Source organism: Pseudobutyrivibrio xylanivorans (genome assembly GCF_010906925.1).
Taxonomy (GTDB): Bacteria; Bacillota; Clostridia; order Lachnospirales; family Lachnospiraceae; genus Pseudobutyrivibrio.
Genome location: NZ_VTVE01000006.1, coordinates 24,501 through 50,967, shown reverse-complemented (window position 1 = coordinate 50,967; position 26,467 = coordinate 24,501). Strand labels below are relative to the sequence as shown.

Sequence of the window (26,467 nt, the reverse complement as noted above, 5' to 3'; positions counted from 1 at the left end):
CTCAGCCAACTAAAAATATTCACTGTTCTTGCGAACAATGGTTATTCTATAGGAATATTAGCCATAAGTCAAGGGATTTTCTAAAGTTGCAAAGCTTTGGAAAATCCCTTTGATTTTCTGACAATTATTCTTAGTTCTTAGGGCTATCGTATTCGATAGAAATAAGGCTTTCTCCATCGAAAATAAATACGAGACCCATACCATCTTTTTCATACTTCATAGAGCCTGTTTCCTCTGATGTTGGCTCACCATATGCAGCGATAATGTCATCTCTAGAGCTTGAAAGGTCAATACCTTCAGCTGTGGCTACATTATCTGTTCTAAGCTGAACATAGAGGACTAAATCCTTGTCACCATCTGGGTATGTCTGGATTTCAAAGTCATTATATGTATATAAATGACCATCACCCTGACCTGCACAACTTGGTGATGTGAATTCATCCTTTGGTTCGCCAAGAGCATCTAAGATAGGAGCAACATCTGCGTCTACAGGAATTGCTGTTCCATTATACGTAAATACGTATCCAGCTGAGGCTGTAGAACTGCTTTGACCTGCCTGTGCAGAACCGTTTGATTCAATTACTTTTGTGTCGCTAGAGCTACCGCAGGCAACCATTGAAAGGGCCATTGCAGCAGTAAGAGCTAATACTAAAAATTTGTTTTTCATTACATTACCTCCTTGGGGTTATTGAATTGTTGGATATTTGCTAGGGTCATAATTGTGGGTGTTGCCGTGGGCATTTGAATAGGCCCATAGGTCGGCATCATGCCAATAGAATATAAGTGTGCCATCAAGCTGCAAGTTAGGATCATAGTGATACCAACCCTCACCTACGTCTATCAATAACCAATAATGACCACGTGTATCGCGGATTTTTTCAATTTCCATATTTTTAATGCCTAGTCTGTTGAGAAGAACTTCGGCAGTCTTTTGCTTTACAGTACAATCACCAACATGATAATACATGCCCTTGTATGCGGCTGAAAGTAAATCATCAATACCGGCTGATTCTGAGTATGTAATATTGTTTACAACCCAGTTGAATACAGCTCTGGCCTGAGCTTTTTGGTCCATTCCATCAGTAATAATCTGAGCAAGGATATCATCTGCTAAGGCATATACAGTTTCTTCTGTAGCTGCAGCAATTTTCGCTGAAACTATTCTAACGGTAGTTGTTTTTTCTGTGACATTTCCCGCATCGTCAGTTGCAATATATCTGACGGTGTAGACGCCACGCTTGTCGACATTTACCTCAGAACTGTCCACCTCAAGGGTAGGATTTGGATCTAGATTGTCAGTGACTTCTATATTTTTCTTGTAGGAAACTGTGTCGCCCTGTGCAATTTCAATTGGCGCGATGCCAGTGATTTCTGGAGGAGTGATGTCCTCGACAACAGTGCATGGCACAGTGATTTCGGTAGCATTATTTGAAGTGTCAGTTACAACAACAGTTATATCAAATGAACTTTCAGAAGAAAAATCATAGGCTTCTTTGTAATCGATTGAGCAGTTTGTTATATCGCTAACTGACTCAACCAAGTCTGCTGCAGTTGGTGCTGGAGCAGTGGTGTACATTTGAATGGATTCAGTTGTAAGCGTAACTTCTGGAGCGGTAGTATCCTGTACATGCAAAACTGTATCATATGTCTGTTCTCCGAAAACAGGCATTTTCCACTTGATTTGCAATTTGTAATCGCCAGGAACATTTGCATCAAAAGTAGACTCTTTGGTAAAAGCAGCTCCTTTTACATCTCGCTTTAAAAATTCTTTAACATCACATGTTGATGTGCCAGCCTCCACATAAACCTCAGAATAAACCAAATCTGAATTGATGTTATAGTAAGCAATTGTGCCAATGATTGCAGCCAAAATTATCAATGCAATTGGCAAAATAATAATTATTAATTTTTTCCGTTTCATATTTTTCTCGCCATCTAATAGAATTTAACTACAAAATTATATCATATTATTAGAAGAGAAAAATATATCTTTTGTTTTTATAAAATACAAGGCAAATCCCGGGAAATAGTTTAATTGAGAAAAAAGTACAGGAAGTATATCTTTAAAATAATAAATATTTCCTGTATTCTTATATGTGAGTAAAATTTAGGATTAGAGGGATGAAGAAGGGGTTAATATTTCATGAATAGGATTTTTGTTAATCAAGTAGGGTTTTTACCAAATGCTTCAAAAAAGGCAGTGCTGAATTTTTCTTGTGAGAATTTTAGTGTTTTAGACACTGATAATAATGTGGTTTTACAGGGGAGGCCAGTACGTTTTGGCGGCGATGATATATCAGGTGAAGATGTTTTTGTTGCTGATTTTAGCCAGCTTACTAAATCAGGTAAATATATAATTGAGGCAGAGAAAAATAAAAGCGCAACATTTGAAATATCACAAAATGTATTCGATAAACTTACCCATGACGTGTGCAAATGTTTCTATTATCTCAGATGCGGTCATGGATTAGATAAAAAATATGCAGGTAAATATTTCCACAGCCCATGTCATTTGACCAAGGCCACTGTATATGGGGAAGATGTTGAGTCTGTTGATGTAAGTGGCGGCTGGCACGATGCAGGAGACTATGGAAGGTATTCCACTGCTGGAGCTGTTGCTGTGGCGCATCTTTTGTATTCAGTCAGATTGTTTGAGAATTTCATTAATCTAAAAATAGACATCCCAGAAGAAAATTGTGATAAAGGGATTTTACCTTCAATTCTTTCAGAGGTGAAGGTTGAGCTTGATTTTCTCGTGAAGATGCAAAGAAAAGATGGCTCTGTTTGGCATAAAGTTACTACATTTAATCATGCCCCTTTTATTATGCCTGAAGAAGATAAGGAAGAGCTGTTTTTGTTTAGCGTTTCTTCTCTTGCTACTGCAGATATAGCGGCAGTTTTTGCTTTGGCATATACAGTGTATAAAAATTTCGATATCGCATATGCGGATTTGTTATTGGAAAAATCTCTTAAAGCGTATGAATGGCTGGAGAATAATCCGGAACCTTTATTATTTAAAAATGCTGAGGGTTCAAATACCGGAGAGTATCCAGAGCCTGAGGATTATTCCAATAGATTCTGGGCGGCTTGTGCATTGTACGAGGCCACAGGTAATAAGAAGTATTATGAGGTAGCACTTGGCCTGAAGGACAAGCTAGTAAAATACGATGAGAATGCAACCGACAAGGGCTATCAAGGCAATGTTTTTACTTGCTTTGGCTGGGCTGATGTTGCAGGACTTGGCTCTCTTTCTTTGATTTTGAAAGATGAAAATAGCGATTTAGAAAACTTTGTTAGAGATTGTTTTGGCAGTGAAGCTGATAGACTATTGAACAATGCTAAGGAAAATGGATTTGGTCTTTGCATGACCAAGGAAGATTTTATCTGGGGCAGTAACATGGAGCTGCTGAAATACATGATGGTACTGTGCGTTGCTGACACTATAAATCACAAGGCGGAGTATGAAAATGTCATAACTTCTGGGCTTGATTATTTGCTGGGATGCAACAGCATGAATGTGAGCTATGTTACTGGAAATGGGGAAAATGCATTTAAAAATCCACATCTTAGACCGACAGCAGTAGATAATATAGATGAGCCATGGCCGGGACTGGTTTCGGGCGGTCCTAATGTAGGACTTCAGGATGAGTTGGCTATGAGTATTCCAAAAGACACAGCTCCAATGAAGTGCTTTCTTGATAAAGTAGAATGTTATTCATTGAATGAAATAACTATCTACTGGAACTCGGCATTAGCTTTTGTTATAGCTTCTTTTTATAATTGAAATAGTTGATTTTAAAGGCAGATATGATACAATTCGATTGTTCGCAATCGTTTGATAACTAGAATAATTTTTATATAGGAGGACAATTATGGAATTTCAACAGGTAATTGACGCTAGACAGAGCGTTAGATCATTCAATGGTAAGCAGGTTTCAGAAGAAATTTTGCGTGAGATGGTATCAGCTGCACAGGCTGCACCTTCATGGAAAAACACACAGACATCTAGATACTACTGCATTTCTACTCCTGAGCAGGTAAGCAAGTTCAGAGAGACTGTACTTCCTGAGTTCAATCAGAATAGTACAAAGGATGCAACAGCATATGTTGTTACAACATTTAGAAAGAACATTTCTGGCTTCAACAAGGCAACTGGTGAGGCTGACAATGAAGTCGGAAACGGCTGGGGAGCATATGACCTTGGATTACACGATATGTTGCTTTGCGCAAAGGCTGTAGAGCTTGGTGTTGATACACTTATCATGGGTCTTAGAGATGCTAGCGTTGTTGCAGATTTCTGCGGAATCCCAGAGGACGAGCAGGTTATGAGCATCATTGCAGTTGGTTACAGAAGCGAATCTGTAAGCAACAAGCCACCTCGCAAGAGCGTAGATGATGTAGCAAAGTTTATTTGATCATTGTGGGAAAAGAGCCTGCCATAGGTGTGGCATTATATTTTCGACATCAAGGAGATATCCATTTGGGTATCTTCTTTTTTCTATACCCTTATATAGTGATGGGCGGGTTTTTATAACTAGATGTAGATGTATACAGATGTTATTCTGGGATTTATAATTAACTTACAATCTGTTTTCTTCGACGAGATTTTGGGGAGAGTTTTCTTATGAAATAATAGTAACTGTTGTTATTTTATTTTTGAGAAAAAGAGGTTTTTATGAGAAGAAGATTTTGGTTAAAAGTTTTTGGGATGACATTATCCTTAACGTTGGCCCTTTGCCAGCCAATGATGGCCTATGCTTTGGAGGAAATTGAGGACACTGGTGCTCCAGCGCCGGAGCAAGTCCTTGTTCTTGAGGTAGTTGTTCAAGAAGACATTAGTTCCGATAAGCCAGTAGAAGGTTCTGAAGTAGTAGTTTCAGAAGAAGCTGATTTAAATAATCCTATAGAAGAAGTACCTGACGTCCCGGAAGGTCAAAATCAGCTTGAGAATATTGTTTCAGATGAGTCTAATCCAGAAGATGAGATAACCGCTGGGGTAGGAAATTCTTCTGAGGAAAATGTTACTGCTGAAACTTTAGAGTTCCCATATGCACACATATCTGAAGAAGGCGATGATGTAGTGGATGCTGAAAAATATTCTTTGTATGTGGAGGGGTATGATAGGCTGTTATGCTGGGCTGGCACAGCTTCCAATATGCTTTGGATGGCAGGATATGCGCAGAATGCCATTAATCCACTTACTGGTGAAACGTTTAAGAGTGAAGATGAGGTTTTTGATTATTATAGAACTTATTTTACTGATGATGCTGGCGATGAATTGGCTGGTATCGTTTATTTTATTAATGGAGTATATACAGAACAAGGTATTCCGGGGCCAAGTCAGTTAAAGGGCGATGCGCCACAGGACGGATTTTTCCCGTCACTTAATGCTTACGATGTGGTTCAAGAAGTTTTGCAGGATTCAGTGAGTGGTGTAGATGTATTGGAAACATATGATTCTTTGCAAGATGAGAGTGCGGGCTGTGCTGGTCTTGGAATTTATTTTTGGAACATACATGAGGAAAAAATAAAAGGAGGTCATGCGATTACCTTACTTTCGATAGAAAAGGATGAGGATGGCAGATATATAGGTATATGGTTTGTTGATTCGGATGATTCAACTCCATATTCTAGCGGATTGACTGGGGATACACCTGAAGAAAGGGCTGCACTCGCGGCTGATGCACCAAATGTTCGCCAGTATTACACCATTTCTTATGAAGAATTTGATGGCGAATATATATGGATGATTAATGATTATGTCCCAAGTGAATATAAAACACTTATATTAATGTTATCATACCTTATGCAGTATGATCCTGATTGGTTCAAAACAAGTGGTGGCGGAACACCTTCATCATCGGTTGGCGCTGAAGCTTATGATGCGATTAAGGATATGATGATTGAAGAAGGCTGGGCAGTATTTTCACCTACTGGTGATATTTATGATTCGGCTAACGACACGGGCTACAGTATGTTTGTATGCCGACTAGCAAACGATTTGTTAAATGTTTACGTAGACGGAAACAGACTAAGCTTTGGTTCAGGCGAATATAAGATTTACAGAAGTAATAATGGAATATTTACAATTACATTTGGAACAGAGGTTATGCAGAACTTAGAGGTTGGAGAGCATACAATCACATTGGATTTTGGAAATAGTGAAGATGTTGAAACTATAGTGACAGTTAAATAGTTATTTTCTGCATTAAAAGAGCGCGAGACGGGGTGCGGGTGTCCGGTGGACACCTCTGCGGAGCAGAAGCACCGACCGAGCCGGCAGGCGAGACCTCGAACCTTCGAGGCCCGTATGGGCCTCGTTAATTAAAAAAGGACATATCCATTAGGATATGTCCTTTTAATTAATAAGAGCGCGAGACGGGACTCGAACCCGCGACCCCCACCTTGGCAAGGTGGTGCTCCACCAACTGAGCCACTCGCGCAATGTACCGATTTGTCAAGCATCGCGAAGGCAAATCGCGTGCGTTTTGAAAAATGCAAAGCATTTTTTGAAACAAATCTCAGCCAACTAGATTATTCAACAAATCTCAGCCAACTAAATATTCACTGTTCTTGCGAACAATCGTTATTCTATAGGAACAATCGCCTTGTGTCAAGAATAATTTTAATTTTATTGTCCATTTTTTTATATAATGCTAACATTTACTTATATTTGGAGATGGGAGTAATGCAATGGAGAGGATTTCACTTCAAAATGAATATGTAAGTGTAATTAGAGCAGGTGAGCCAGATGGCTCTTGCGGGGGCAATCAAAACTGGTTTAGAAACACACCCCTTGAGTATGCTGCCAATCAGGGCTGCGGAATGATTGCAGCAGTTGATGTTGCAAATTTTATGCAGAATAGAGGCAGGATTTCCTACGATGAATATGAAAAATGTATTGTTAGTTTCATAAAGCAGCATCCTTTTACTAAACTTTTTTTACATGAGTTCAGGAGAAGGAATAAATCCGTATTTGCGATAGGAATACTTCCAAATCAGATTAGTAGATTTTTAAATAAAGGCAGCAAGAAAGCAGGGGTTCCTGTTAGATTTAAATGGAATGGTTTTCATGGCCACAAAAATATGTACCAAAAGATAAAAGCAATGATAAATGCAAATATTCCTGTGGTGTGGGCAATATATAGCAGAAAGGGCAGACTGAATCTCTATAGATTTAATCAGGCCACTAGCAAATATGAGGTGATTGCATCAACCAACAATCATTTTGTGACGGCTATCGCGGTGGAAGAATCCCACGAAGGTCAAAAGTTAAGAAGAATGATAGAAGTATCTAGCTGGGGAAAAGGATTTTACATTGATTACGATGAGTATCTAGAATTTGTAGGCAGCAGCCTGATAAACAAATACTGCTCAAATATTATGGTGAGAAGATAAAAAAAGGCGCCGAGGAAATCTCGACGCCTGTAATTTTATTCTTGAAGTGAACCCAAATATTCCTGAAGTGCACTAGAATCGATTTCGTAAAATTGCGATGTGGTATTTGCCTCTTTTGAATTCTCGACTTTAGTGTAAACTGAAAAACCAATCCAAGCTACAATACCAACAGCGATAACGCAAACACATGCGATGCTTAAAAACTCCTCAAGCTTCTTCTTTCTAAGAAGTGATCTACGGTGAGTTTTCTCAAATTTCTTTTTATCAACTTTTTCCTGACTCATTTCTTCTCCTTAGCTAGTATCGTATATTTTCCAAAGAATGATCTAGCCATAAACAACTACAAAATATAGTAACCTAATGGGACTCATTTTTCAAGGTGAAATCCATACTGGAGAATATTTACTAACAATAGGAAAAAATCTATTCAAAACCCAAGATATTGTGGTAGAATTTAGTTTGAAAAGTTATAGCATAGAATACTTATGGCTATCTTTAGATTATAAGGAGAGGATAATGAGTAAAGCAGATATTATTTTCAAAAATATGTGCCGTGACATTTTGGAAAATGGCACAGATACAAAAGATGAAATCGTGCGACCAACTTGGCAGGATACAGGCGAAAAGGCCTACACTATCAAGCAATTTGGCGTTGTAAATAAATATGATTTGAGAGAGGAGTTTCCAGCTCTCACTCTCAGAAAGACAGCCCTTAAGTCATGCATGGATGAGGTGCTTTGGATTTATCAGCGCAAGTCTAACAATATCCATGATTTAAAGCCTCATGTATGGGATGAATGGGCCGATGAAAATGGTTCAATCGGCACTGCCTACGGCTATGTTGTAGGTGAGAAATTTGAATATAAGGGAGAGCAGATTGATCAGATGGATTATGTGCTCAAGCAGCTTAAGGAGACACCATATTCTCGCCGTATCATGACCAATCTATATCAGTTCCATGATTTGGCTACCGGTCATTTGGATCCATGCTGCTATTCGGCTACCTACAATGTCACCAAGGACAGGGAGTCAGGTAAGCTTGTTCTTAACATGGTTTTAAATCAGCGTTCTCAGGATATTCTTGCTGCTAATAACTGGAATGTATGCCAGTATGCAATTCTTCTTATGATGGTTGCTCAGGTTAACGATATGATTCCAGGTCAGCTGATTCACGTTATTGCTGATGCTCATATATATGACAGACATGTGGATGCAATTAAGGAGCTTCTTAGTCGACCAGAGCTTCCAGCTCCAAAGGTTCGTCTCAACCCAGAGGTGAAGAACTTCTACGACTTTACAACGGACGATCTTATTGTAGAGGGTTACGAAGCCGGCGAGCAGATACGTAACATACCTATAGCTGTTTAAAATCGCTGCATAGACTAGGCGAGCGAGAGTAGGATGGCCTCCAGGGATTGATAAAGTAGAATGGCTGATTGGAGGAGAATAATGAATTTAATTGTTGCAGTAGATAAAAACTGGGCCATAGGCAAGGACAATAAATTGCTTGTGAGCATTCCAGATGATATGAAATTTTTCCGCGAGACTACCAGCGGCAAGGTGGTGGTGATGGGAAGAAAGACTCTAGAGAGTTTCCCAAATGGCAAGCCTCTTAAGAATAGAGTTAATATAGTTTTGACAAGAGATGAAAATTATCAGGTCAAGGACGCTATCGTAGTTCATTCTAAGGAAGAGCTGGATAAGGAGCTTGCAAAGTACAATTCCGATGATATTTTTGTTATCGGTGGCGAGAGTATTTACAGAATGCTTCTCGATGATTGCAACACAGCATTTGTCACTTATATTGACTACGCTTACGATGCTGATACATTCTTCCCTAATCTGGATGAAAAGCCAGAGTGGAAATTGGCGGAGGAGTCAGAGGAACAGACATATTACGACATAGAATTTTATTTCAGAACATATACAAAATAGTAACCATTAACAAGCACTAGATAAGGACGTAAATAATGGCACTTAATATTACAGGACGAAAGTTATTTGTTAAAGCTTTGAAGGAAGAGGGAGTAGACACAATATTTGCCTACCCAGGCGGCATGATTACTGATATTGTGGATGAGTTATACAAGACCGAGGGCATTCGAGTCATTCTCGGTCGTCATGAGCAGGCTCTAGTTCACGAGGCTGAGGGCTACGCTCGCGCCACAGGTAAGACAGCAGTAGTTTTGGTGACTTCAGGTCCTGGTGCCACTAATACAATCACAGGTATCGCAGATGCATATTATGACAGCATCCCTATGGTTATCTTTACTGGTCAGGTTCCACTTCATCTGATTGGAAACGATGCTTTCCAGGAAGTTGACATTGTAGGTATGACCCGCTCTATTACAAAATATGGCGTGACTGTCCGCAATCGTGATGATATGGGACGCCTTATTAAAATGGGATTCCAAATTGCCTCAACTGGCAAGCCAGGTCCAGTTCTTATTGATATTCCAAAGGATATCCAGACTACTAGTGGAGCTCCAGAGTATCCATCTCAGGTTGATATTCGTGGATATCATCCAAATGAGACAGTTCACATCGGTCAGTTGAAGAAGGCGTATAGACTTTTGAAAAATGCTAAGCGTCCACTTATCTTAGCAGGTGGTGGTGTGAGAATTGCAGGTGCTCAAAAGAAGCTTTTGGAATTTGCTTCAAAGATGAATGTGCCAGTTACCACAACAGTTATGGGAAAGGGCGTTATGCCAGAGGACAATCCTTTGTTCATCGGCAATTGCGGAATGCACGGTAGATATGCTGCCAACAAAGCAGTCACAGAATGCGATGTGCTCTTCTCAATTGGTACACGTTTTAATGATAGAATTACAGGTGAGTTGGATGAGTTTGCGCCAAAAGCTCAGATAGTTCACGTTGATATAGCTTCTGCATCTATTTCAAGAAATGTAGTGGTAGATGTTCCGGTTACAGCAGACGCTAAGATCGCGCTTGAGCGATTGGTGGAATATGCTGAGCCAATGAAGACAGATAAATGGATTGCTAAAATCGGTGAGTGGGAGCAGGAACATCCACTTACCATGCCAAATACTAAAATTGGCAATTGCCCTCAGGATATTTGCGAAGGAATCAATGAGGTCTTTCCAGATGCTAACATTGTTACTGACGTTGGTCAGCATCAGATGTGGGCTAGTCAGTTTATTAGACTTCATAAGGGCCAGGAGTTCATTACTTCTGGAGGCCTTGGTACTATGGGATTTGGATTCCCAGCTGCTATCGGTGCATCTGTTGGCGCCCCTAAAAAGCCTACAGTCCTCATTACAGGTGATGGTGGTTTTCAGATGAATATGCAGGAGATGGCTACTGCAATGTCTGAAGAAATCCCAGTTGTTATATGTATATTTAATAATTCTAATCTCGGTATGGTTCGCCAGATGCAACAGCTATTCTATGGCAAGAGATACGAGATTACCGATTTATCTGCTAAAGACGGCGGCTATTATCCAGACTTTTTGAAATGGGCTGAGAGCTATAGTTGCAAGGCGATTAGGGTTACTTCCTCAGAGGAGATAATTCCAGCACTTAAGGCTGCTAGAGCTAATAAAGGCAAGCCAACAGTAATTGACTTTTTAGTTTCACCAGATGATCTGGTACTTCCTATGGTAAAAAGTGGTACACCACTTAGCGAGATGATTTTGAAATAGCCGTTGATTGAGGTGAATATACGATGAAAAATAGATGGATTGCATTATATGTTGAAAATCAGGTAGGTGTTTTGGCAAAGGTTTCTGGATTGTTTTCTGCAAAATCATACAATCTTCAGACCCTTACAGTAGGCACAACTGAGCGTGATGATGTTTCTAGAATGACTATCTCTGTTATGGCAGATGATGTGACATTTGAGCAGATTAAAAAGCAGCTTAATGCCATGGTAGAGGTAATTAAAGTCATAGATTTAACTACTATTCCTATCCACATGAAGGAAATTCTTTACGCCAAGGTAAAGGGATTGGACGCTGCTGGTAAGACAGAGGCCTTCCAGATAGCAGAGGTTTTCAACACTGGGGGAATGGTTAGAATTACAGATATAGGTACAGATAGCGTTTTGTTTGAATGTACCTTGACAGAACGCAAAAACAATGATTTAATATCACTTCTTAAAACACGCTTTAAGAAAATAGAAGTGGTTAGAGGCGGAGCGGTTGCAGTAGAATCTATTTCAAGCTCCTGCCGATAGGAGAAGGTATGAAAAAACTTCGAGGATGTTTGGCTATCCTACTACTTGCTTCAATGTGTCTGATGGACACATCTGTTAAGGCATCCCAGTCTGAGGTTGATAGACTTCACGATGAATCTGAAAATGCTTCTCATGCTGTAGATGACCTAAACAATCAAGTTCAGCAGGTGCAAAATACTGTTAATGAATTGGAGGGGCAGGCCAACACATTATCAGGACAAATTAATAGCTTAAATACTCAGATTACAACTGTTGCAGGGGAGATATCTGATACTGAGGAAAATATTGCCCTTGTACAGGCTGATATTGACGTGTTAAATGAGCAGTTAGAGACAACTCAGCAGGATTTGGATTCTCAGCGAGAGGCTATGAAGACCCGTATCCAGTATATGTATGAGAATAGCTCTACTAACACACTTGTCAATTACCTTGAGAGTGGCTCCATGTCTGGCTTTTTACAGCGCTTAGAGTACATGTCTGAGATCGTTTCTTATGACCAGATGGCCATTAAGAAATTCGAGGAGACTCAGCAGGCTCTTGAAGAGACAAAATCCCAGATAGAGGAGAAAAATACAGAGCTTACTGCGTACCAAGGCACACTTGAGTCCAAGAAATCTGAACTTGGTACACTGGTTAATTCCACAGCGTCAGCTCTTGATACTACCAATGGTCAGATTGCAGACAGTCAGGCTGCTCTACAACAGCTTAAACAACAGTTGGAAGAGGCTAAGGCGTACGAACAGCGTATACAACAGCAGTATCAGGCGGCTCAGGCAGCTCTTGCTGAAAAGCTAGCAGGTGAGCATGGTGGATACAGTGGTGGATATAGTACCACAGATGAGGAGACCTTGCTTTTGGCTGCTCTTATCCAGGCGGAGGCGGATAATCAGGGTACTTCGGGACGATTAGCGGTAGGTTCGGTAGTTATGAATCGAGTTGCCAGTCCGAAATTCCCTAACTCGGTATCTGGAGTTATATATGCTTCTGGTCAATTTGCGCCTGTTACTTCAGGACGTGTGGCCCTTATTCTTGCACAGGGACCAAACAGTGGCTGTCAAAAGGCAGCGGCTGATGCAATAGCGGGCAATATCAACACAGACGCTTTATTCTTCTGTACATATTCATATGCACAGAATTTACATAACACTCAGGTTGCAGCAGCCGCTGAGGCGGGGGCTCCTACTGACGGTGTAGGTTTCTTAGATAGAACATCGGGTACAGTAATTAATGCCCATTACTTCTATAACTATAATTAATAAGGAGGAAAATAATTATGGCAACACCACATAACGAAGCCAAAAAGGGTGATTTTGCAAAGACAGTTCTTATGCCAGGTGATCCACTTCGCGCAAAATTTGTCGCTGAAAATTTCTTGGAGGATGTAAAGTGTGTCAATACAGTCCGTAACTGCCTTGGTTTTACAGGTACTTATAAGGGTGTACCTGTATCAGTAATGGCCAGTGGTATGGGTATGCCTTCAATCGGCATTTACTCATATGAGCTTTTTGCATTCTATGATGTAGAAAATATTATTCGTATTGGTTCTGCTGGAAGCTACACAGATAAGCTTAATGTTCTTGATGTAGTAATTGCAGAAAGTGCCTTTTCAAATAGTACATTTGCTAAGTATACAAACGGTGTGGAGGAGACAACTCTTTACCCAAGCAAAAAGATAAATGACGTAGCAATAGCAAAGGCTAAGGAGCTTGGCATCGATGCTAAGCTTGCAAAGGTTCATTCTTCTGATCAGTTCTATACAGCGCCAGAAATGGGCGGTTGGAAGGCTGTTAAGGAGCGCTGCGGTTGTGACTGTGTTGAGATGGAGAGCTTTGCTCTTTTCAACAATGCTAATATGCTAGGTAAAAATGCAACATGTATGCTTACTATTTCTGATTCATTTGTAACTTCTGAGGAGATTCCTGCAGAGGATAGACAGAAATCGTTTACGGAAATGATGAAGCTTGCTCTTGAAACAGCAATTGCCCTATAAAGCCTTTAAAATCAACGATTATACAGCCATTCTTATTTGATTAAATTAACTCCCAGTAAAGAGCATTAATCAATAGGAATGGCTGTTTTTTATTGAAAAAATGCCGTTAAACAACTTATAGATACCGTTCATGGACTTAAACGTTTAATCGTGGTTTTTCACGTTATAATCATATCATCGTAGAGCTCTAGAAATTTTTAAAATGCAAGGGGGTTACATTATGGATTCATGGGGACAGCAAATATTTGAATGGATGCGTGGATAAGTAAGGGGGACGTCTTATGAGCAAGATTCAAATTGTATTCAACAGATATGAGAAAAAATATTTGTTGGATGAAAAAACATATCATATGTTCAAAAAAGAGTTGGAAGAATATATGGAAATGGATGTATATGGGCTTCACACTATTAGGAACATATATTATGACACGAAGAGTAATGAGCTCATTAGGACATCCATAGAAGGTCCAAAGTACAAGGAGAAGTTTAGGGTTCGTTGCTATGGGGAGCCGGACTATGACAGTATGTGCTTTTTAGAGATTAAAAAGAAATACAAAGGTCTGGTTAACAAACGGAGAGTTGCAGTTCCAATGGAGGAAGCCGAAAGGTTTTTGATCGATGGAATTTTGCCATCCAAACCAAATCAAATATTTAAAGAAATTGATTACTTGTTTAATCATTATGACTTGGAACCAAAACGCTATATTGCGTATGACAGAATAGCTATGTTTGGCAAAGAGGATCCTGATTTTAGAGTCACATTTGACAAGGATATACGCAGCCGCGTATTTGATTTGACTTTATACAAGGATGATGAAAATGATTACCTTTTGCCACCTGGTTACAGGTTAATGGAAGTAAAAATTGCGGATTCTATGCCAATTTGGTTTGCTAAGCTTCTATCAAAATATGAGATTTACTCAATTTCGTTTTCCAAATACGGAAATTTTTACAAGAAGCAACTACTTACCGAAGCGGACGGTATAGTTGCTAGAGGCGCAGAAGCTAAGAGCATTCTAGGAGGCGCAGTAATCTAATAATTTGCAAAAGGGAGAAGGACTAATGGAATCATTTTTTTCTGCATTTGTGTCATCAGGCACAGATACTAGTTTATCAATTTGGGGAGCTATCGGGTATGCTTTGGTGGCTTGTGTTTTAGGAATTATCATTTCTGTTACATATATGCGAACAGGAGTGACATCAAAGAATTTTGCGAGAACACTTATTGTCTTGCCAGTTCTAGTATGCGTAGTCATGCTTGCGGTTAATGGAAATCTGGGAACAGGACTTGGTGTTGTAGGCGCGTTTTCGTTGGTAAGATTTAGATCGTTGCAGGGAAGTTCACGCGACATTGGATTTGTATTCTTTGCAATGGCAATTGGAATTGTTTGTGCCATAGGCGAGTTGCTTTTGGCAGGAATATTTACAGTATTAATCTGTGTTATTCATATTATCTTATCAGTCTGCAAATTTGCGGAAGCAGATTCAAATGAAAAGGATCTTAGAATAACAATTCCAGAGAATCTTGATTATAGTGAAATCTTTGATGATTTATTCGCTAAGTACACTAAAACACATCTTTTATTATCAGTTCGCACCACCAACATGGGCTCGATGTATGAGATCGAATATAGAATTAAGCTGAAAAATGACTTGGAGGAAAAGAAGTTATTGGACGACATTCGAATGAGAAATGGCAATCTTACTGTTATTTGCGGTAGATGCGATATGAGTGATGTTGGTCAGCTTTAAAACTACAAAGGGGCGCTGTTGCGCCTCTTTTTTTTATTAATTGTTGCTAAAAATGCCCGAAAAAGTTGATTTCGAAACTTTTTCTTAGTACCATACTTATACCGTAAATGAAATATTGGTTTGTATTTTCTAGGGGGTATTTGTCTATGGGAAGAACGACAATAGGGATTTGCGATGATGAGCTTGAAATTTGTAATGCTACAAAGAAGATGATTTTGTCCTTGCTGACAAAGTTATATGGAGATGATGATGAATACTTTGCTTTAAAGATTTATGATTCTGCAGCAGGCTTATTGCACGATATAGAAGATATAGATATAGCTTTCCTTGATGTGGAAATGCCTGTAATGGACGGAATGGGTGCTGGAAATCGTATCTATAAAGTAAATCCGAATTGTAAAATTATAATCGCCACAAGTAATGATAAGCGCTACAGTGAAGCGTTTAAATTTAATGCCCATAGATATTTAAATAAACCTTTACGAGAGAGCGAGGTAGAGGAGGCAATTGTTTCTGCTATCAATAAAACTGTTGGAAATTCTAACCTAGAGCTATTTCGAAATCGAATAAAATATAATGTTAAGCAGAGTGACATTTTATATATCAAATCTTTCAATGGCTCTGTTGAGGTATATACGGCAAATAACGTTTTTACCAAGAGTGTCTCATTAGACCAAATAGAAAATGAATTGGATGAAAGGATTTTTTATAGAATACATAGACAATATATCGTTGGTTTTAAGAATATCAAAAGCGTGTCAAAAAACATTATAGAATTGACCAATGGAGAGAAATTGACAATATCTAGAAGAAAGCTACTTAGCTTTGAAAAGGCGTACATAGAATATGACTTGAATTTTGGAGGCTGATATGAATTTTTTTATGTCCTTGATTGAGTTTGCTTTTTTGCTTACAGAAGCAATATGGATAATTAAATGTGCAAATTTGCAGATGAAAAACAAGCGCTTTATTGCGTTTGGATTTTTAGCTGCAATAGCAACAAGCGGATTTTTACAGGACAAGATATCATACGGCTCTCTATGCCTAATAGAGCTATTTTTAGTATATATAATTGTATTTTTGATAATAGACAGTAGCATTGTATCGAAAATAGAATCTACTGTTTTAGTGCTTCTTATTAATAACTGTATAATTCTTTCTATAAAAGCATTTTTCCCAGATGGAGCTTATTTTCATATAGGAAATAAGTGCGTTGATGTATGTTTAAATAATCTGGTGGAGCTTTCTATTGTATTGATCTTTGGCTTTTTGACAAAGAGATTTTTAGAATCCCTTATTAATGAAAGAAGAAGGAAAGTCGGTAAATTTTTAGATTATGTAATAACAATCGGCTGCCTGGATATTTTTATATGTATATTTAGCATTTACAACTTGATACAGATATCATATTTCAAAGGGATTTTTGCAAGAGTTGTTACTTCCATTGCCGCCTTGTCTTTGTTGCTTTTAGAAATCAATATCTTGTATAAAAAGTGGCTGGTTGAAAAGGTGCAGGAATATGCTAAGGCCGAGCGAGAATTATACGAGACTCAGAAAAATTATTATATATCGTTACTGGATAAGGAAGCGGAGACAAAAAAATATCGTCACGATATGAATAATCATATGATCTGCCTAAAGAGTCTAATGGATGACGGTAATTATGATGAGCTGAAGCAGTATATCGAGAAGCTGTATGATAAGACCAGCGTTTTGGTGAGCAAAGGATATAGTATCGGAAATACGATAATCGATGCTCTGACTAATTATTATGCGGAGCATTTAGATAAGGATATAGAGCTAAGGCTAGAGGGAAGGTTGATGAGGCCTATCCTCATTGATGAGATTGCTCTTTCTTCTATTTATTCAAATATGATTGTAAACGCCATTGAGGCGCAAAAGCACATTGCTGAGGACAGGAAAAAATATATACATATTCATTTAAGGGAAGGCAATAAATATGCTCAGTTGACTGTGAGAAATTCTATGGCGAACGAAAGAATAGATGATATTGATGCTATAGAGACTACAAAGTTAGACAAAGAAAATCATGGTTTTGGGATTAATAATATAAGAAAGAATGTTAATGATAACCATGGCGATCTTACAATAGAAGCAAAAGATTACGAATTCTGTGTGAAGGTCACGCTACCTTTAAACACTAAGAATACAGATGGAGCAACTGTCAGTTAACGGCAGTTGTTCTTTTTTGTTGCAAAAAACTTGAATATTCAAGGTTTGTAGGGATTTGGCGTGTATGAATTTAATTAAAATTTTCACGCTGATAGACACAATTTAGAAACTGATTTTTGTGGGAAAAGTTTCCATTTAAACGAAAAATCAAGGTTTCTTGATAATTTTTTAACGAGCAGAGTGTGAGAATTGGCTAAAAGGAAGAAGAATATTCAGAAAAAAGTCATTGTCTATACAATAATGACAAAATTTTTGATTGTAATTTAAAGTCACTTATGTTAATATTTTCACAACGGCGGCGTACTGAGGTCTATTTTTTTTGAGAAATGTTCGTTAAAAAATTAACAGATTTTCGCAAAGCAATTTGTTTAATTTGTACAACGTAATTTTGAAGAATTATTAGATGTTAGTCACCGGAAACAAAAAAGTATTTCTTAAAAAGGAGAAAGAAACATGGGAAAAAAAGTAGTTATTGCTAGTGCATGTAGAACAGCAATCGGCACTATGGGTGGATCACTCAGTGCAATTCCAGCAGTTGACTTAGGTGCTACAGTAATTAAGGAAGCAGTTAAGAGAGCTGGTATCAAGCCAGAGGACGTAGAGCACGTATACATGGGTTGCGTTATCCAGGCAGGTTTAGGACAGAACGTTGCTCGTCAGGCAGCTATCAAGGCTGGTCTTCCAAACGAGACAACAGCAGTTACAACAAACGTTGTTTGTGGTTCTGGTCTTAACTGTGTTAACCAGGCAGCACAGATGATCATCGCTGGTGATGCTGATGTAGTTGTAGCAGGTGGTATGGAGAACATGTCACTCGCTCCATTTGCACTTCCAAACGGACGTTATGGTTATAGAATGACTTGGCCATCAAACAGCCAGGGCGCTTTAGTAGATACAATGGTTAAGGATGCTCTTTGGGATGCATATAATGACTATCACATGATTAAGACAGCTGATAATGTAGCTGAGCAGTGGAAGCTTACAAGAGAAGAGCTTGATGAGTTCGCAGTTAACTCTCAGAACAAGGCTTGCGCAGCTATCGAGTCTGGTGCATTCAAGGATGAGATCGTTCCTATCGAAATCAAGAAGAAGAAAGAGACAGTTATCTTCGATACAGACGAAGGCCCAAGACCTGGTACAACAATGGAAGGTCTTGCAAAGCTTAAGGCTTTATATCCAGACGGAGTTGTTACAGCTGGTAATGCTTCTGGTATCAACGATGGTGCAGCTGCACTTGTTGTTATGTCAGAGGAGAAGGCTAAGGAGCTTGGTGTTAAGCCACTCGCTACTTTCGTAGCTGGTGCACTTGGCGGATGTGCTCCAGAGATCATGGGTGTTGGTCCTGTTCCAGCAACAAAGAAGGCTCTTGCTAAGGCTGGTCTTACAATTGATGATCTTGATGTATATGAGGCTAACGAGGCATTTGCTGCACAGTCAGTTGCAGTAGGTAAGGATCTTGGCTTCGATCTTAAGAAGCTTAATCCAAACGGTGGTGCTATCGCTCTTGGACATCCAGTTGGAGCTTCAGGTGCTCGTATCCTCGTAACACTTATCTACGATATGATTCACAATCCAGAGTACAAGAAGGGTCTTGCTACACTCTGCATCGGTGGTGGTATGGGTTGTGCTACAATCATCGAGAAGTACGAAGGCTAATCGTTAAGACGATAAGCGACTTTTGAATATTTATATTATTCAACAAACTAAAAAATTTAAGTGAGCGACAGTGAATATATGCATATTCAATAGCCTGTAGGCATCAAGCTCTGATATTTCTTTAGCGAGACGTGCTGTCGAGCGGAGAAATCATCAGGCTTGTAGCCGTGACAGGCAATGTGAAAGCATAGATTAACTGGAGCGTACTAAAAATATTAGGAGGAATAAAAATGAAAGTAGGCGTAATTGGCGCAGGTACAATGGGCCAGGGTATTGCTAAGGCATTTGCTCAGGTTGATGGTTATGAAGTAGCTCTTTGCGATATTAAGCAGGAGTGGGCTGAAGGCGGAAAAGACAAGATTGCTAAGGGTTATGCAAGACTTGTTGAGAAAGGTAAAATGGAGCAGGCAGCTGTAGATGCTATCTTAGCTAAGATTACTCCAGGCCTTAAGGAAAACCTTTGCAAGGATTGTGACCTTATCGTTGAGGCTGCATTCGAGAACATGGAAGTTAAGAAGACTACATTCAAGGAGCTTGATGAGATCGCTAAGGCTGATTGCATCTTCGCTTCAAACACATCTTCACTTTCAATTACTGAGATTGGTAACGGTCTTAACCGTCCAATGATCGGTATGCACTTCTTCAACCCAGCTGACAGAATGAAGCTTGTTGAGGTAATTGCAGGCGTTAACACTCCACAGGAGACAGTTGACAAGATCGTTAAGATTTCTGAGGAGATCGGAAAGACTCCAGTACAGGTTAACGAGGCTGCTGGTTTCGTAGTTAACCGTATCCTTATCCCAATGATTAACGAAGCTGCTTTCATCAAGATGGAAGGTGTTTCTGATATCGCTGGTATCGATGCTGCTATGAAGCTTGGTGCTAACCACCCAATGGGACCACTTGAGCTTGGTGATTTCATCGGTCTTGATATCTGCCTTGCTATCATGGATGTTCTTTACAACGAGACAGGCGACAGCAAGTATCGTGCTTGCCCACTTCTTCGTAAGATGGTTCGCGGTGGCAACCTTGGTTGCAAGTCTGGTAAGGGATTCTACGTATACAACGCAGATCGCACAAAGACAGCAGTAGATGCACAGTAATTTAATTCGTTACGTTAATAAGCCAGATGAGGCTTTAAATTGTTTATATAGATCCATTGCTCAAAGAGCTTAAATAGCCTGTAAGAAACAAGCTCTAATATTTCTCAAGCGAGACATGTAGTCGAGCGGAGAAATCATTAGGCTTGTTGCTGTAACGGGCGGGCGATTAACTAAGGGCAATGGATTGTTAATAAAATTAAGGAGATTCAGATCATGGATTTTACATTAGACAAAAAGCATGAGATGGCTAGACAGTTGTTCAGAGAGTTTGCTCAGAACGAAGTAAAGCCACTTGCTCAGGAAATTGATGAGACAGAGCAGTTCCCTCGTGAAAACGTTGAGAAGATGATGAAGTACGGTTTCATGGGTATTCCAATTCCAAAGGAGTACGGTGGACAGGGCTGTGATGTTCTTACATACGTTATGTGTGTAGAAGAGCTTTCAAAGGTTTGCGGTACAACAGGTGTTATCGTTTCAGCACATACATCTCTTTGCTGCGATCCTATTCTTACATACGGTACAGAAGAGCAGAAGCAGAAGTTCTTAGTTCCACTTGCTAGTGGTAAGAAGCTTGGTGCTTTCGCACTTACAGAGCCAGGTGCTGGTACAGATGCACAGGGTGCTCAGTGTAAGGCTGTAGAGGATGGAGATTCTTGGGTACTTAACGGTTCTAAGTGCTTCATCACAAACGGTAAGGAAGCTGATATCTACATCGTATTCGCTGTAACAGATATCGTTGAGGATGCTAAGGGACGTAAGTCTAAGAAGTTCTCAGCTTTCATCGTTGAGAAGGATACACCAGGATTTACATTCGGTACAAAGGAGAAGAAGATGGGTATCCGTGCTTCTTCTACATACGAGCTTATCTTCCAGGATTGCCGTATTCCAAAGGATAACATCCTTGGACCAAGAGGTAAGGGATTTGGTATCGCTATGCACACACTTGATGGTGGACGTATTGGTATCGCTGCTCAGGCTCTTGGTATTGGCGAGGGCTCAATCGATGCAACAATCGATTTCGTAAAGGAAAGAAAGCAGTTTGGTCGTCCAATCGCTGCATTCCAGAACACAGCATTCCAGCTTGCTGATATGAAGGCTCGTATGGATGCTGCTAAGTATCTTGTATACAATGCTGCATGCACAAAGGACATTTATACACAGGATCACAGAACAAGCTACTCTATCGAGGCAGCTGAGGCTAAGCTTTTCGCAGCTGAGGCAGCTATGGCTGTTACTACAAAGGCTGTACAGCTTCACGGTGGTTACGGTTATACAAGAGAGTACGATGTTGAGCGTATGATGCGTGATGCTAAGATCACAGAAATTTACGAAGGAACATCTGAGGTTCAGAGACTTGTTATCTCTGGCGCAATGCTCAAGTAATTAACACTTTTTTAGTTAAAGGAGATTAAATACATGAATATCGTAGTATGTATTAAACAGGTTCCTGATACAAAGGGCGGCGTAAAGTTTAACCCAGATGGAACTCTTGATAGAGCTTCAATGCTCGCAATTATGAATCCAGATGACAAGGCAGGTCTTGAGGCTGCTCTTCGTCTTAAGGATGAGACAGGTGCAAAGGTAACAGTTGTAACAATGGGTCTTCCAAAGGCTGATGATATGCTTCGTGAGGCTCTTGCTATGGGTGCTGATGAGGCAGTTCTTATCACAGATAGACGCCTTGGTGGTGCTGATACATGGGCAACTTCTTCTACAATTGCAGCTGGTCTTAAGAAGCTTGATTACGATCTTATTATCACAGGTCGTCAGGCTATCGATGGTGATACAGCACAGGTTGGTCCTCAGATCGCTGAGCACCTTGGCCTTCCTGTAATCTCTTATGCTGAGGCTATCAAAGTTGAGGGTAACAGCGTTATCGTTCAGCGTCAGTATGAGGATAGATATCATGAGATCAAGGCACAGATGCCTTGTCTTATTACAGCTCTTGCAGAGCTCAACGAGCCACGTTACATGACTCCAGGCGGAATTTTCGATGCATTCGATAAGGAAGTAACAGTTTGGGGTAGAGATGATCTTACAGATCTTGATGATGCTAACATCGGTCTTGCTGGTTCTCCAACAAAGATTGCTAAGGCATCTGATAAGGTACGTAAGGGCGCAGGCGAGAAGGTAGCTCTTGACCCTAAGGAGTCAGTAGAGTACATCGTTAGCAAGCTTAAAGAAAAGCATGTAATTTAATAAGAGGAGGCAAATAGAATGTCATTAGAAGAATACAAGGGCGTAGCTATATTCGCTCAGCAGGTTGATAATAAACTTAGCTCAATTGCCTTCGAACTTATCGGCAAGGCACACGAGCTTGCAGCAGATTTAGGAACAGACGTAACAGCAGTAGTACTTGGTAAGGGTATCGCAAACCTTGCAGATGAGCTTGGTGAGTACGGTGCAGACAAGGTTGTTGTTATCGATGATCCAGCACTTGAGACATATCGTACAGAGCCATATGCACAGGCTCTTACAGCTTATATTAATGAGTACAAGCCAGAGATCATGCTTGTTGGTGCAACAGCAATCGGTCGTGATCTTGGTCCTACAGTTTCAGCTAGAGTTCAGACAGGTCTTACAGCTGACTGTACATCACTTGAGATTGGTGATTTCCCACTTCAGGCTAGAGAAGGTCAGGAGCAGAAGCACAATCAGCTTCTTATGACTCGTCCAGCATTCGGTGGTAACACAATCGCTACAATCGCATGCCCAGACAACCGTCCACAGATGGCTACAGTTCGTCCTGGTGTTATGCAGAAGCTTGATAAGGTTGCTGGCCGCAAGGCAGAAGTTATCAACTTCAACCCAGAAATCAAAGAGAACAACAGATTCGTTGAGATTCTTAATATTGTAAAGAACGTTGCAACAACAGTTGATATCATGGATGCAAAGATTCTTGTATCTGGTGGTCGTGGTGTTGGTTCTGCAGAGAACTTCAAGCTTCTTGATGATCTTGCAGAGGTTCTTGGTGCTACAGTATCTTGCTCACGTGCCGTTGTAGATTCAGGCTGGAAGCCAAAGGATCTTCAGGTAGGTCAGACAGGTAAGACTGTACGTCCTAACGTATATTTTGCAATCGGTATCTCTGGTGCTATTCAGCATACAGCAGGTATGGAAGAGTCAGATATTATCATCGCTATCAACAAGGATGAGACAGCTCCTATCTTTGACGTAGCTGATTACGGTATCGTTGGTGATCTTAACAAGATTGTTCCAGCTCTTACTGAGGCACTTAAGGCTGAGTTAGCTAACAAGTAATTCGGTCCAATTAAAATGGGGCAATATCTACTCTTTCCGAAGATTAGATTTTTCCTATAATTTCTTTCTTTAATTTTATTAAAGGCGAGTCCAGATGGGCTCGCCTTTAAGTATTATAGAGTTGATTTTCATTGAAAGTTTGCCATTTACACTTTTTTTAGCCACAAATATATATTAATATATATTTATTATCATAGGTTTACTATGGGGTAGTGTGAATGGAAAAGAGGCATATCTTTACAATTCTATTTTCAATTATAGTAACTGTAATGGTTGCTTTTATTGTTATGCCTATAACTAGTAATGCCAAAACCCTCACTCAAGCTGAAGATATGACAAGAGTTAAATATCGAACTCTTAGCGAAGATGAGGTTAACATATTAAAAGTATTTTTTGATTATGATTTTTATAAAAGGAATAATAGTGATGTAGTAGATGAATATGGCGATAGTTATGAGGCTTTGCTTAATCACTTTATTAATTATGGTGTTTTTGAAGGTAGAGACTGCTGCCCATTTTTTAACCCTTCAGCATATCGAGCTTTGAATACGGATTTATATATTGAATTTGGAAATAATCCAGTTAAATATTATGAGCATTATCTTATTTATTTTGATAGTGAAGATAGAATTGAGCCTACATTAGAGGCATGTGCTAATAGAAATATTACTGTTGTTTCATTAGCTGATTCTTCTATTATAATTACACCAGCAGTATATTTTGCTGCAAAGTTATTTGGTACTGATAGCTTTTATGAAGTAGCTGAGGTGGTTTATGGAAAGAGGCTTGAAGTAACTTCAGTGGAGACTCCAGGTCCACCACCAAGTTCAGCTCCAGCGCCTACTCCAGCGCCTGCTCCAGCGCCTGCTCCAGCGCCTGCTCCAGCGCCTAATCCAGCACCTAATCCAGCACCAGTGCCAGACCCAGCGCCAGACCCAGCGCCAAGTCCAAATCCAACGCCTGATCCTGCACCAACTCCTTCAGGGCCAATAGTTGTACAAATGGTGTCTGGAGATACAGTATATTATTATATTTTACATAGTGAAAATGATCAGTCAGTATATGGGGCATATCAAGGAGTTGGAGACCGATTTAATTTGACATTAGTGTGGACATCTTCTGATGAATATAGTGTTTCGGGAGAGTATGAACCAACAGCTGAACATGCACCAGAAAGATGTCCGAACACGGTTGCATCATTAATTTATGATTTCCCAACACAGGTAGGAAATGAAGAGAAGGTACAATATATTGCAGGATATCAATCATCGTCAACTATTGAGGAAAATGTGGAAAATAGTGAAGATGTAACTGTTGGAGATGTGTTAGGTGTGCCAATGGGAGGAACTGCAAAAGCAAATGTGCATGAAGGAACATTTCATAATGCAGGGGATTCATTTTCCGTAGAGGCAACCACAGAGTTTACTGTCAGTGATGAAGGAAATATATGCGTTGATACGGTGATTTCAAATAGTGATAATTCTGACCAATTTGTTAGTGTAGAATTGGAAGTTAAGTGATAAAATCATTACTATGAATACAAGTAGAAGACTAGACATGACCCACGGCCCACTATTGGGCAAATTGATAATTTTCACAATTCCAATAATCCTTTCTGGAGTATTACAGCTTCTGTTTAACGCAGCTGATGTAATTGTTGTGGGTAGATTTGCGGGGCAAGCAAGTCTTAGTGCTGTGGGTTCCACTTCATCTCTTATAAATCTAATGACAAATCTTTTTATAGGAATGTCTGTTGGTGCTAATGTGTGTGCAGCTCAATACTATGGCGCTAATAATGAAGTTGATGTTAAGAAAACAATTCATACAAGCACAGCCTTTTCCCTTATATGCGGAATAGTATTAATATTTGTTGGTGTTTTTGGAGCCCGCCCAATGCTTTTACTTATGGGGTCTCCTACCAATGTTATTAATTTAGCTGTTCTTTATGTGCAGATATATTTTATTGCTATGCCAGCAATAATGCTTTATAACTTTTTAGCTGCTATATTAAGAGCATCTGGGGATACAGCACACCCACTTTTCTTTTTAACAATAGCAGGCATAGTGAATGTATTATTAAATCTAGTTTTAGTAATCAGATTTAGGCTAGGAGTAGCAGGCGTTGCCATTGCAACTGTTACATCAAACTACATTTCCTGTGGAATGCTTGTGGTCTTTTTGATGAGAAAAGGTGACTCCCTTAAGCTCGATATTACTAAGATATCTATAGACGGCAAGATTCTTAAGAAGATAGTTACCATGGGATTGCCTGCAGGTATTCAAGGCTCCTTATTTTCACTATCTAACGTAGTTATTCAATCTGCAATTAATTCTTTCGGAGAAGCCGTTATGGCAGGCTCTGCAGCGGCATCTTCCATAGAGGGATTTGTATATATTTCTATGAACTCAGTATCTCAGACCACTGTGACATTTGTTGGTCAAAACTATGGCGCAGGCGATGAGAAGAGAGTTAAGAGAGTTATTTTTGATACCTTAGCAATTGTTAGTGTTGTAGGTCTCACTATGGGAAATCTTGCATATCATTTTGCGCCTCAATTGTTGCCGATTTATATGGACAGCAATGAGGATATTACAAGAGCGGTAGCTGCAGGTACCGTGAGACTGCTTTGGGTATGTTGCCCTTATCTTTTGTGCGGAATAATGGATACACTTTGTGGTGGACTTAGAGGCTTGGGCCATTCTACAGTTCCTATGGTTGTATCATTGCTTGGCGCCTGTGTTACAAGACTTATTTGGATTGCTACATATTTTCAGAGTCATCATACAGAAGCTGTACTGTTTTTCAGCTATCCAGGTAGCTGGTTCTTGACGTTGACAGTACATAGTATCTGCTTAATTATAGTGTATAAAGCTTGGGTTAAGAGGAAAAATAGCGAAATTAGAATTTAGCTGGGGAGG

The 26,467-nt window shown here is 39.6% G+C and carries 24 protein-coding genes and 1 tRNA gene; 21 read left to right on the top strand and 4 right to left on the bottom strand.

Annotation, left to right across the window (positions count from 1 at the left end):
• Positions 1–130: 130 nt before the first annotated feature.
• Both F0Q01_RS13405 and F0Q01_RS13400 read right to left on the bottom strand, forming a co-directional pair.
• Positions 131–667 (bottom strand): hypothetical protein, encoded by a 537-nt coding sequence (locus tag F0Q01_RS13405; protein WP_090151514.1) that lies wholly within the window; start codon positions 665–667, stop codon positions 131–133.
• A gap of 18 nt (positions 668–685) precedes the next feature.
• A complete protein-coding gene (locus tag F0Q01_RS13400; protein WP_090489880.1) occupies positions 686–1,921 on the bottom strand; it encodes a transglutaminase domain-containing protein in 1,236 nt (411 codons plus the stop codon).
• 222 nt (positions 1,922–2,143) lie between these two features.
• Between F0Q01_RS13400 and F0Q01_RS13395 the strand changes: the two genes are divergently transcribed.
• The 3 genes from F0Q01_RS13395 (at position 2,144) to F0Q01_RS13385 (ending at position 6,196) form a co-directional block, all read left to right on the top strand.
• Complete coding sequence (locus tag F0Q01_RS13395; protein WP_090489878.1) at positions 2,144–3,784, top strand: glycoside hydrolase family 9 protein; 1,641 nt, start codon at positions 2,144–2,146, stop codon at positions 3,782–3,784.
• A gap of 88 nt (positions 3,785–3,872) precedes the next feature.
• Positions 3,873–4,415: a nitroreductase family protein gene (locus tag F0Q01_RS13390; protein ID WP_090151522.1), complete on the top strand. Its 543-nt coding sequence runs from the start codon at positions 3,873–3,875 to the stop codon at positions 4,413–4,415.
• Positions 4,416–4,675: 260 nt separating this feature from the next.
• A complete protein-coding gene (locus tag F0Q01_RS13385) occupies positions 4,676–6,196 on the top strand; it encodes a hypothetical protein (protein ID WP_090489875.1) in 1,521 nt (506 codons plus the stop codon).
• A gap of 174 nt (positions 6,197–6,370) precedes the next feature.
• Here the strand turns inward: F0Q01_RS13385 and F0Q01_RS13380 are convergent.
• Positions 6,371–6,443, bottom strand: a tRNA-Gly gene (locus F0Q01_RS13380).
• Between the two features lie 250 nt (positions 6,444–6,693).
• Between F0Q01_RS13380 and F0Q01_RS13375 the strand changes: the two genes are divergently transcribed.
• Positions 6,694–7,398, top strand: a complete 705-nt coding sequence (locus F0Q01_RS13375; protein ID WP_090489872.1) for a hypothetical protein — start codon at positions 6,694–6,696, stop codon at positions 7,396–7,398.
• Positions 7,399–7,433: 35 nt separating this feature from the next.
• On the opposite strand, the gene F0Q01_RS13370 is transcribed toward F0Q01_RS13375, so the two are convergent.
• Positions 7,434–7,682 (bottom strand): hypothetical protein, encoded by a 249-nt coding sequence (locus F0Q01_RS13370; protein ID WP_090489869.1) that lies wholly within the window; start codon positions 7,680–7,682, stop codon positions 7,434–7,436.
• 232 nt (positions 7,683–7,914) lie between these two features.
• On the opposite strand from F0Q01_RS13370, the gene thyA reads away from it, so the two are divergent.
• The 17 genes from thyA (at position 7,915) to F0Q01_RS13285 (ending at position 26,458) form a co-directional block, all read left to right on the top strand.
• The gene (thyA, locus tag F0Q01_RS13365; RefSeq protein WP_090489867.1) at positions 7,915–8,766 is read left to right on the top strand and encodes a thymidylate synthase; all 852 of its coding nucleotides are present in this window, start codon (positions 7,915–7,917) and stop codon (positions 8,764–8,766) included.
• Positions 8,767–8,847: 81 nt separating this feature from the next.
• A complete protein-coding gene (locus F0Q01_RS13360; protein WP_090151531.1) occupies positions 8,848–9,333 on the top strand; it encodes a dihydrofolate reductase in 486 nt (161 codons plus the stop codon).
• Between the two features lie 35 nt (positions 9,334–9,368).
• Positions 9,369–11,060, top strand: coding sequence for a biosynthetic-type acetolactate synthase large subunit (ilvB, locus tag F0Q01_RS13355; protein ID WP_090489865.1), 1,692 nt, complete (start codon positions 9,369–9,371; stop codon positions 11,058–11,060).
• A gap of 23 nt (positions 11,061–11,083) precedes the next feature.
• Positions 11,084–11,593, top strand: a complete 510-nt coding sequence (gene ilvN, locus F0Q01_RS13350) for an acetolactate synthase small subunit (RefSeq protein WP_090151538.1) — start codon at positions 11,084–11,086, stop codon at positions 11,591–11,593.
• Between the two features lie 8 nt (positions 11,594–11,601).
• On the top strand, positions 11,602–12,849 hold the full coding sequence (locus F0Q01_RS13345) for a cell wall hydrolase (protein ID WP_090489863.1): 1,248 nt from the start codon (positions 11,602–11,604) through the stop codon (positions 12,847–12,849).
• A 17-nt stretch (positions 12,850–12,866) separates the two neighbouring features.
• Complete coding sequence (gene deoD / locus F0Q01_RS13340; RefSeq protein ID WP_090151544.1) at positions 12,867–13,583, top strand: purine-nucleoside phosphorylase; 717 nt, start codon at positions 12,867–12,869, stop codon at positions 13,581–13,583.
• A gap of 281 nt (positions 13,584–13,864) precedes the next feature.
• Entirely contained in the window at positions 13,865–14,620 is a 756-nt protein-coding gene (locus F0Q01_RS13335) for a polyphosphate polymerase domain-containing protein (RefSeq protein ID WP_090151548.1), read from the top strand.
• Positions 14,621–14,645: 25 nt separating this feature from the next.
• Positions 14,646–15,335 carry a DUF4956 domain-containing protein gene (locus F0Q01_RS13330; RefSeq protein WP_090151551.1) on the top strand — a complete coding sequence of 230 codons (690 nt, stop codon included), beginning with the start codon at positions 14,646–14,648 and terminating at the stop codon, positions 15,333–15,335.
• Between the two features lie 146 nt (positions 15,336–15,481).
• On the top strand, positions 15,482–16,204 hold the full coding sequence (locus F0Q01_RS13325) for a LytR/AlgR family response regulator transcription factor (RefSeq protein WP_163927280.1): 723 nt from the start codon (positions 15,482–15,484) through the stop codon (positions 16,202–16,204).
• A 1-nt stretch (position 16,205) separates the two neighbouring features.
• Complete coding sequence (locus F0Q01_RS13320) at positions 16,206–17,528, top strand: sensor histidine kinase (protein WP_090489857.1); 1,323 nt, start codon at positions 16,206–16,208, stop codon at positions 17,526–17,528.
• A gap of 453 nt (positions 17,529–17,981) precedes the next feature.
• Entirely contained in the window at positions 17,982–19,184 is a 1,203-nt protein-coding gene (locus F0Q01_RS13315; RefSeq protein WP_090489855.1) for an acetyl-CoA C-acetyltransferase, read from the top strand.
• A 230-nt stretch (positions 19,185–19,414) separates the two neighbouring features.
• Complete coding sequence (locus tag F0Q01_RS13310) at positions 19,415–20,287, top strand: 3-hydroxyacyl-CoA dehydrogenase family protein (protein WP_090151564.1); 873 nt, start codon at positions 19,415–19,417, stop codon at positions 20,285–20,287.
• Positions 20,288–20,500: 213 nt separating this feature from the next.
• Positions 20,501–21,670 (top strand): acyl-CoA dehydrogenase, encoded by a 1,170-nt coding sequence (locus F0Q01_RS13305; protein ID WP_090151567.1) that lies wholly within the window; start codon positions 20,501–20,503, stop codon positions 21,668–21,670.
• 33 nt (positions 21,671–21,703) lie between these two features.
• Positions 21,704–22,486, top strand: coding sequence for an electron transfer flavoprotein subunit beta/FixA family protein (locus F0Q01_RS13300; protein ID WP_090151570.1), 783 nt, complete (start codon positions 21,704–21,706; stop codon positions 22,484–22,486).
• Positions 22,487–22,504: 18 nt separating this feature from the next.
• Entirely contained in the window at positions 22,505–23,548 is a 1,044-nt protein-coding gene (locus tag F0Q01_RS13295) for an electron transfer flavoprotein subunit alpha/FixB family protein (protein ID WP_090151573.1), read from the top strand.
• Positions 23,549–23,766: 218 nt separating this feature from the next.
• Positions 23,767–25,068, top strand: a complete 1,302-nt coding sequence (locus F0Q01_RS13290) for a hypothetical protein (protein ID WP_090489853.1) — start codon at positions 23,767–23,769, stop codon at positions 25,066–25,068.
• A 13-nt stretch (positions 25,069–25,081) separates the two neighbouring features.
• A complete protein-coding gene (locus tag F0Q01_RS13285; protein ID WP_090489850.1) occupies positions 25,082–26,458 on the top strand; it encodes an MATE family efflux transporter in 1,377 nt (458 codons plus the stop codon).
• Positions 26,459–26,467: the final 9 nt, after the last annotated feature.

Coding starts and splice junctions, on each gene's coding strand:
- F0Q01_RS13405 (WP_090151514.1), bottom strand. CDS start 667: ATGAAAAACAAATTTTTAGTATTAGCTCTTACTGCTGCAATGGCCCTT.
- F0Q01_RS13395 (WP_090489878.1), top strand. CDS start 2,144: ATGAATAGGATTTTTGTTAATCAAGTAGGGTTTTTACCAAATGCTTCA.
- F0Q01_RS13345 (WP_090489863.1), top strand. CDS start 11,602: ATGAAAAAACTTCGAGGATGTTTGGCTATCCTACTACTTGCTTCAATG.
- F0Q01_RS13320 (WP_090489857.1), top strand. CDS start 16,206: ATGAATTTTTTTATGTCCTTGATTGAGTTTGCTTTTTTGCTTACAGAA.
- F0Q01_RS13310 (WP_090151564.1), top strand. CDS start 19,415: ATGAAAGTAGGCGTAATTGGCGCAGGTACAATGGGCCAGGGTATTGCT.
- F0Q01_RS13370 (WP_090489869.1), bottom strand. CDS start 7,682: ATGAGTCAGGAAAAAGTTGATAAAAAGAAATTTGAGAAAACTCACCGT.
- deoD (WP_090151544.1), top strand. CDS start 12,867: ATGGCAACACCACATAACGAAGCCAAAAAGGGTGATTTTGCAAAGACA.
- F0Q01_RS13300 (WP_090151570.1), top strand. CDS start 21,704: ATGAATATCGTAGTATGTATTAAACAGGTTCCTGATACAAAGGGCGGC.
- F0Q01_RS13325 (WP_163927280.1), top strand. CDS start 15,482: ATGGGAAGAACGACAATAGGGATTTGCGATGATGAGCTTGAAATTTGT.
- F0Q01_RS13385 (WP_090489875.1), top strand. CDS start 4,676: ATGAGAAGAAGATTTTGGTTAAAAGTTTTTGGGATGACATTATCCTTA.
- F0Q01_RS13315 (WP_090489855.1), top strand. CDS start 17,982: ATGGGAAAAAAAGTAGTTATTGCTAGTGCATGTAGAACAGCAATCGGC.
- F0Q01_RS13290 (WP_090489853.1), top strand. CDS start 23,767: ATGGAAAAGAGGCATATCTTTACAATTCTATTTTCAATTATAGTAACT.
- F0Q01_RS13295 (WP_090151573.1), top strand. CDS start 22,505: ATGTCATTAGAAGAATACAAGGGCGTAGCTATATTCGCTCAGCAGGTT.
- F0Q01_RS13390 (WP_090151522.1), top strand. CDS start 3,873: ATGGAATTTCAACAGGTAATTGACGCTAGACAGAGCGTTAGATCATTC.
- ilvN (WP_090151538.1), top strand. CDS start 11,084: ATGAAAAATAGATGGATTGCATTATATGTTGAAAATCAGGTAGGTGTT.
- F0Q01_RS13375 (WP_090489872.1), top strand. CDS start 6,694: ATGGAGAGGATTTCACTTCAAAATGAATATGTAAGTGTAATTAGAGCA.
- F0Q01_RS13330 (WP_090151551.1), top strand. CDS start 14,646: ATGGAATCATTTTTTTCTGCATTTGTGTCATCAGGCACAGATACTAGT.
- F0Q01_RS13285 (WP_090489850.1), top strand. CDS start 25,082: ATGAATACAAGTAGAAGACTAGACATGACCCACGGCCCACTATTGGGC.
- F0Q01_RS13305 (WP_090151567.1), top strand. CDS start 20,501: ATGGATTTTACATTAGACAAAAAGCATGAGATGGCTAGACAGTTGTTC.
- F0Q01_RS13360 (WP_090151531.1), top strand. CDS start 8,848: ATGAATTTAATTGTTGCAGTAGATAAAAACTGGGCCATAGGCAAGGAC.
- ilvB (WP_090489865.1), top strand. CDS start 9,369: ATGGCACTTAATATTACAGGACGAAAGTTATTTGTTAAAGCTTTGAAG.
- F0Q01_RS13335 (WP_090151548.1), top strand. CDS start 13,865: ATGAGCAAGATTCAAATTGTATTCAACAGATATGAGAAAAAATATTTG.
- F0Q01_RS13400 (WP_090489880.1), bottom strand. CDS start 1,921: ATGAAACGGAAAAAATTAATAATTATTATTTTGCCAATTGCATTGATA.
- thyA (WP_090489867.1), top strand. CDS start 7,915: ATGAGTAAAGCAGATATTATTTTCAAAAATATGTGCCGTGACATTTTG.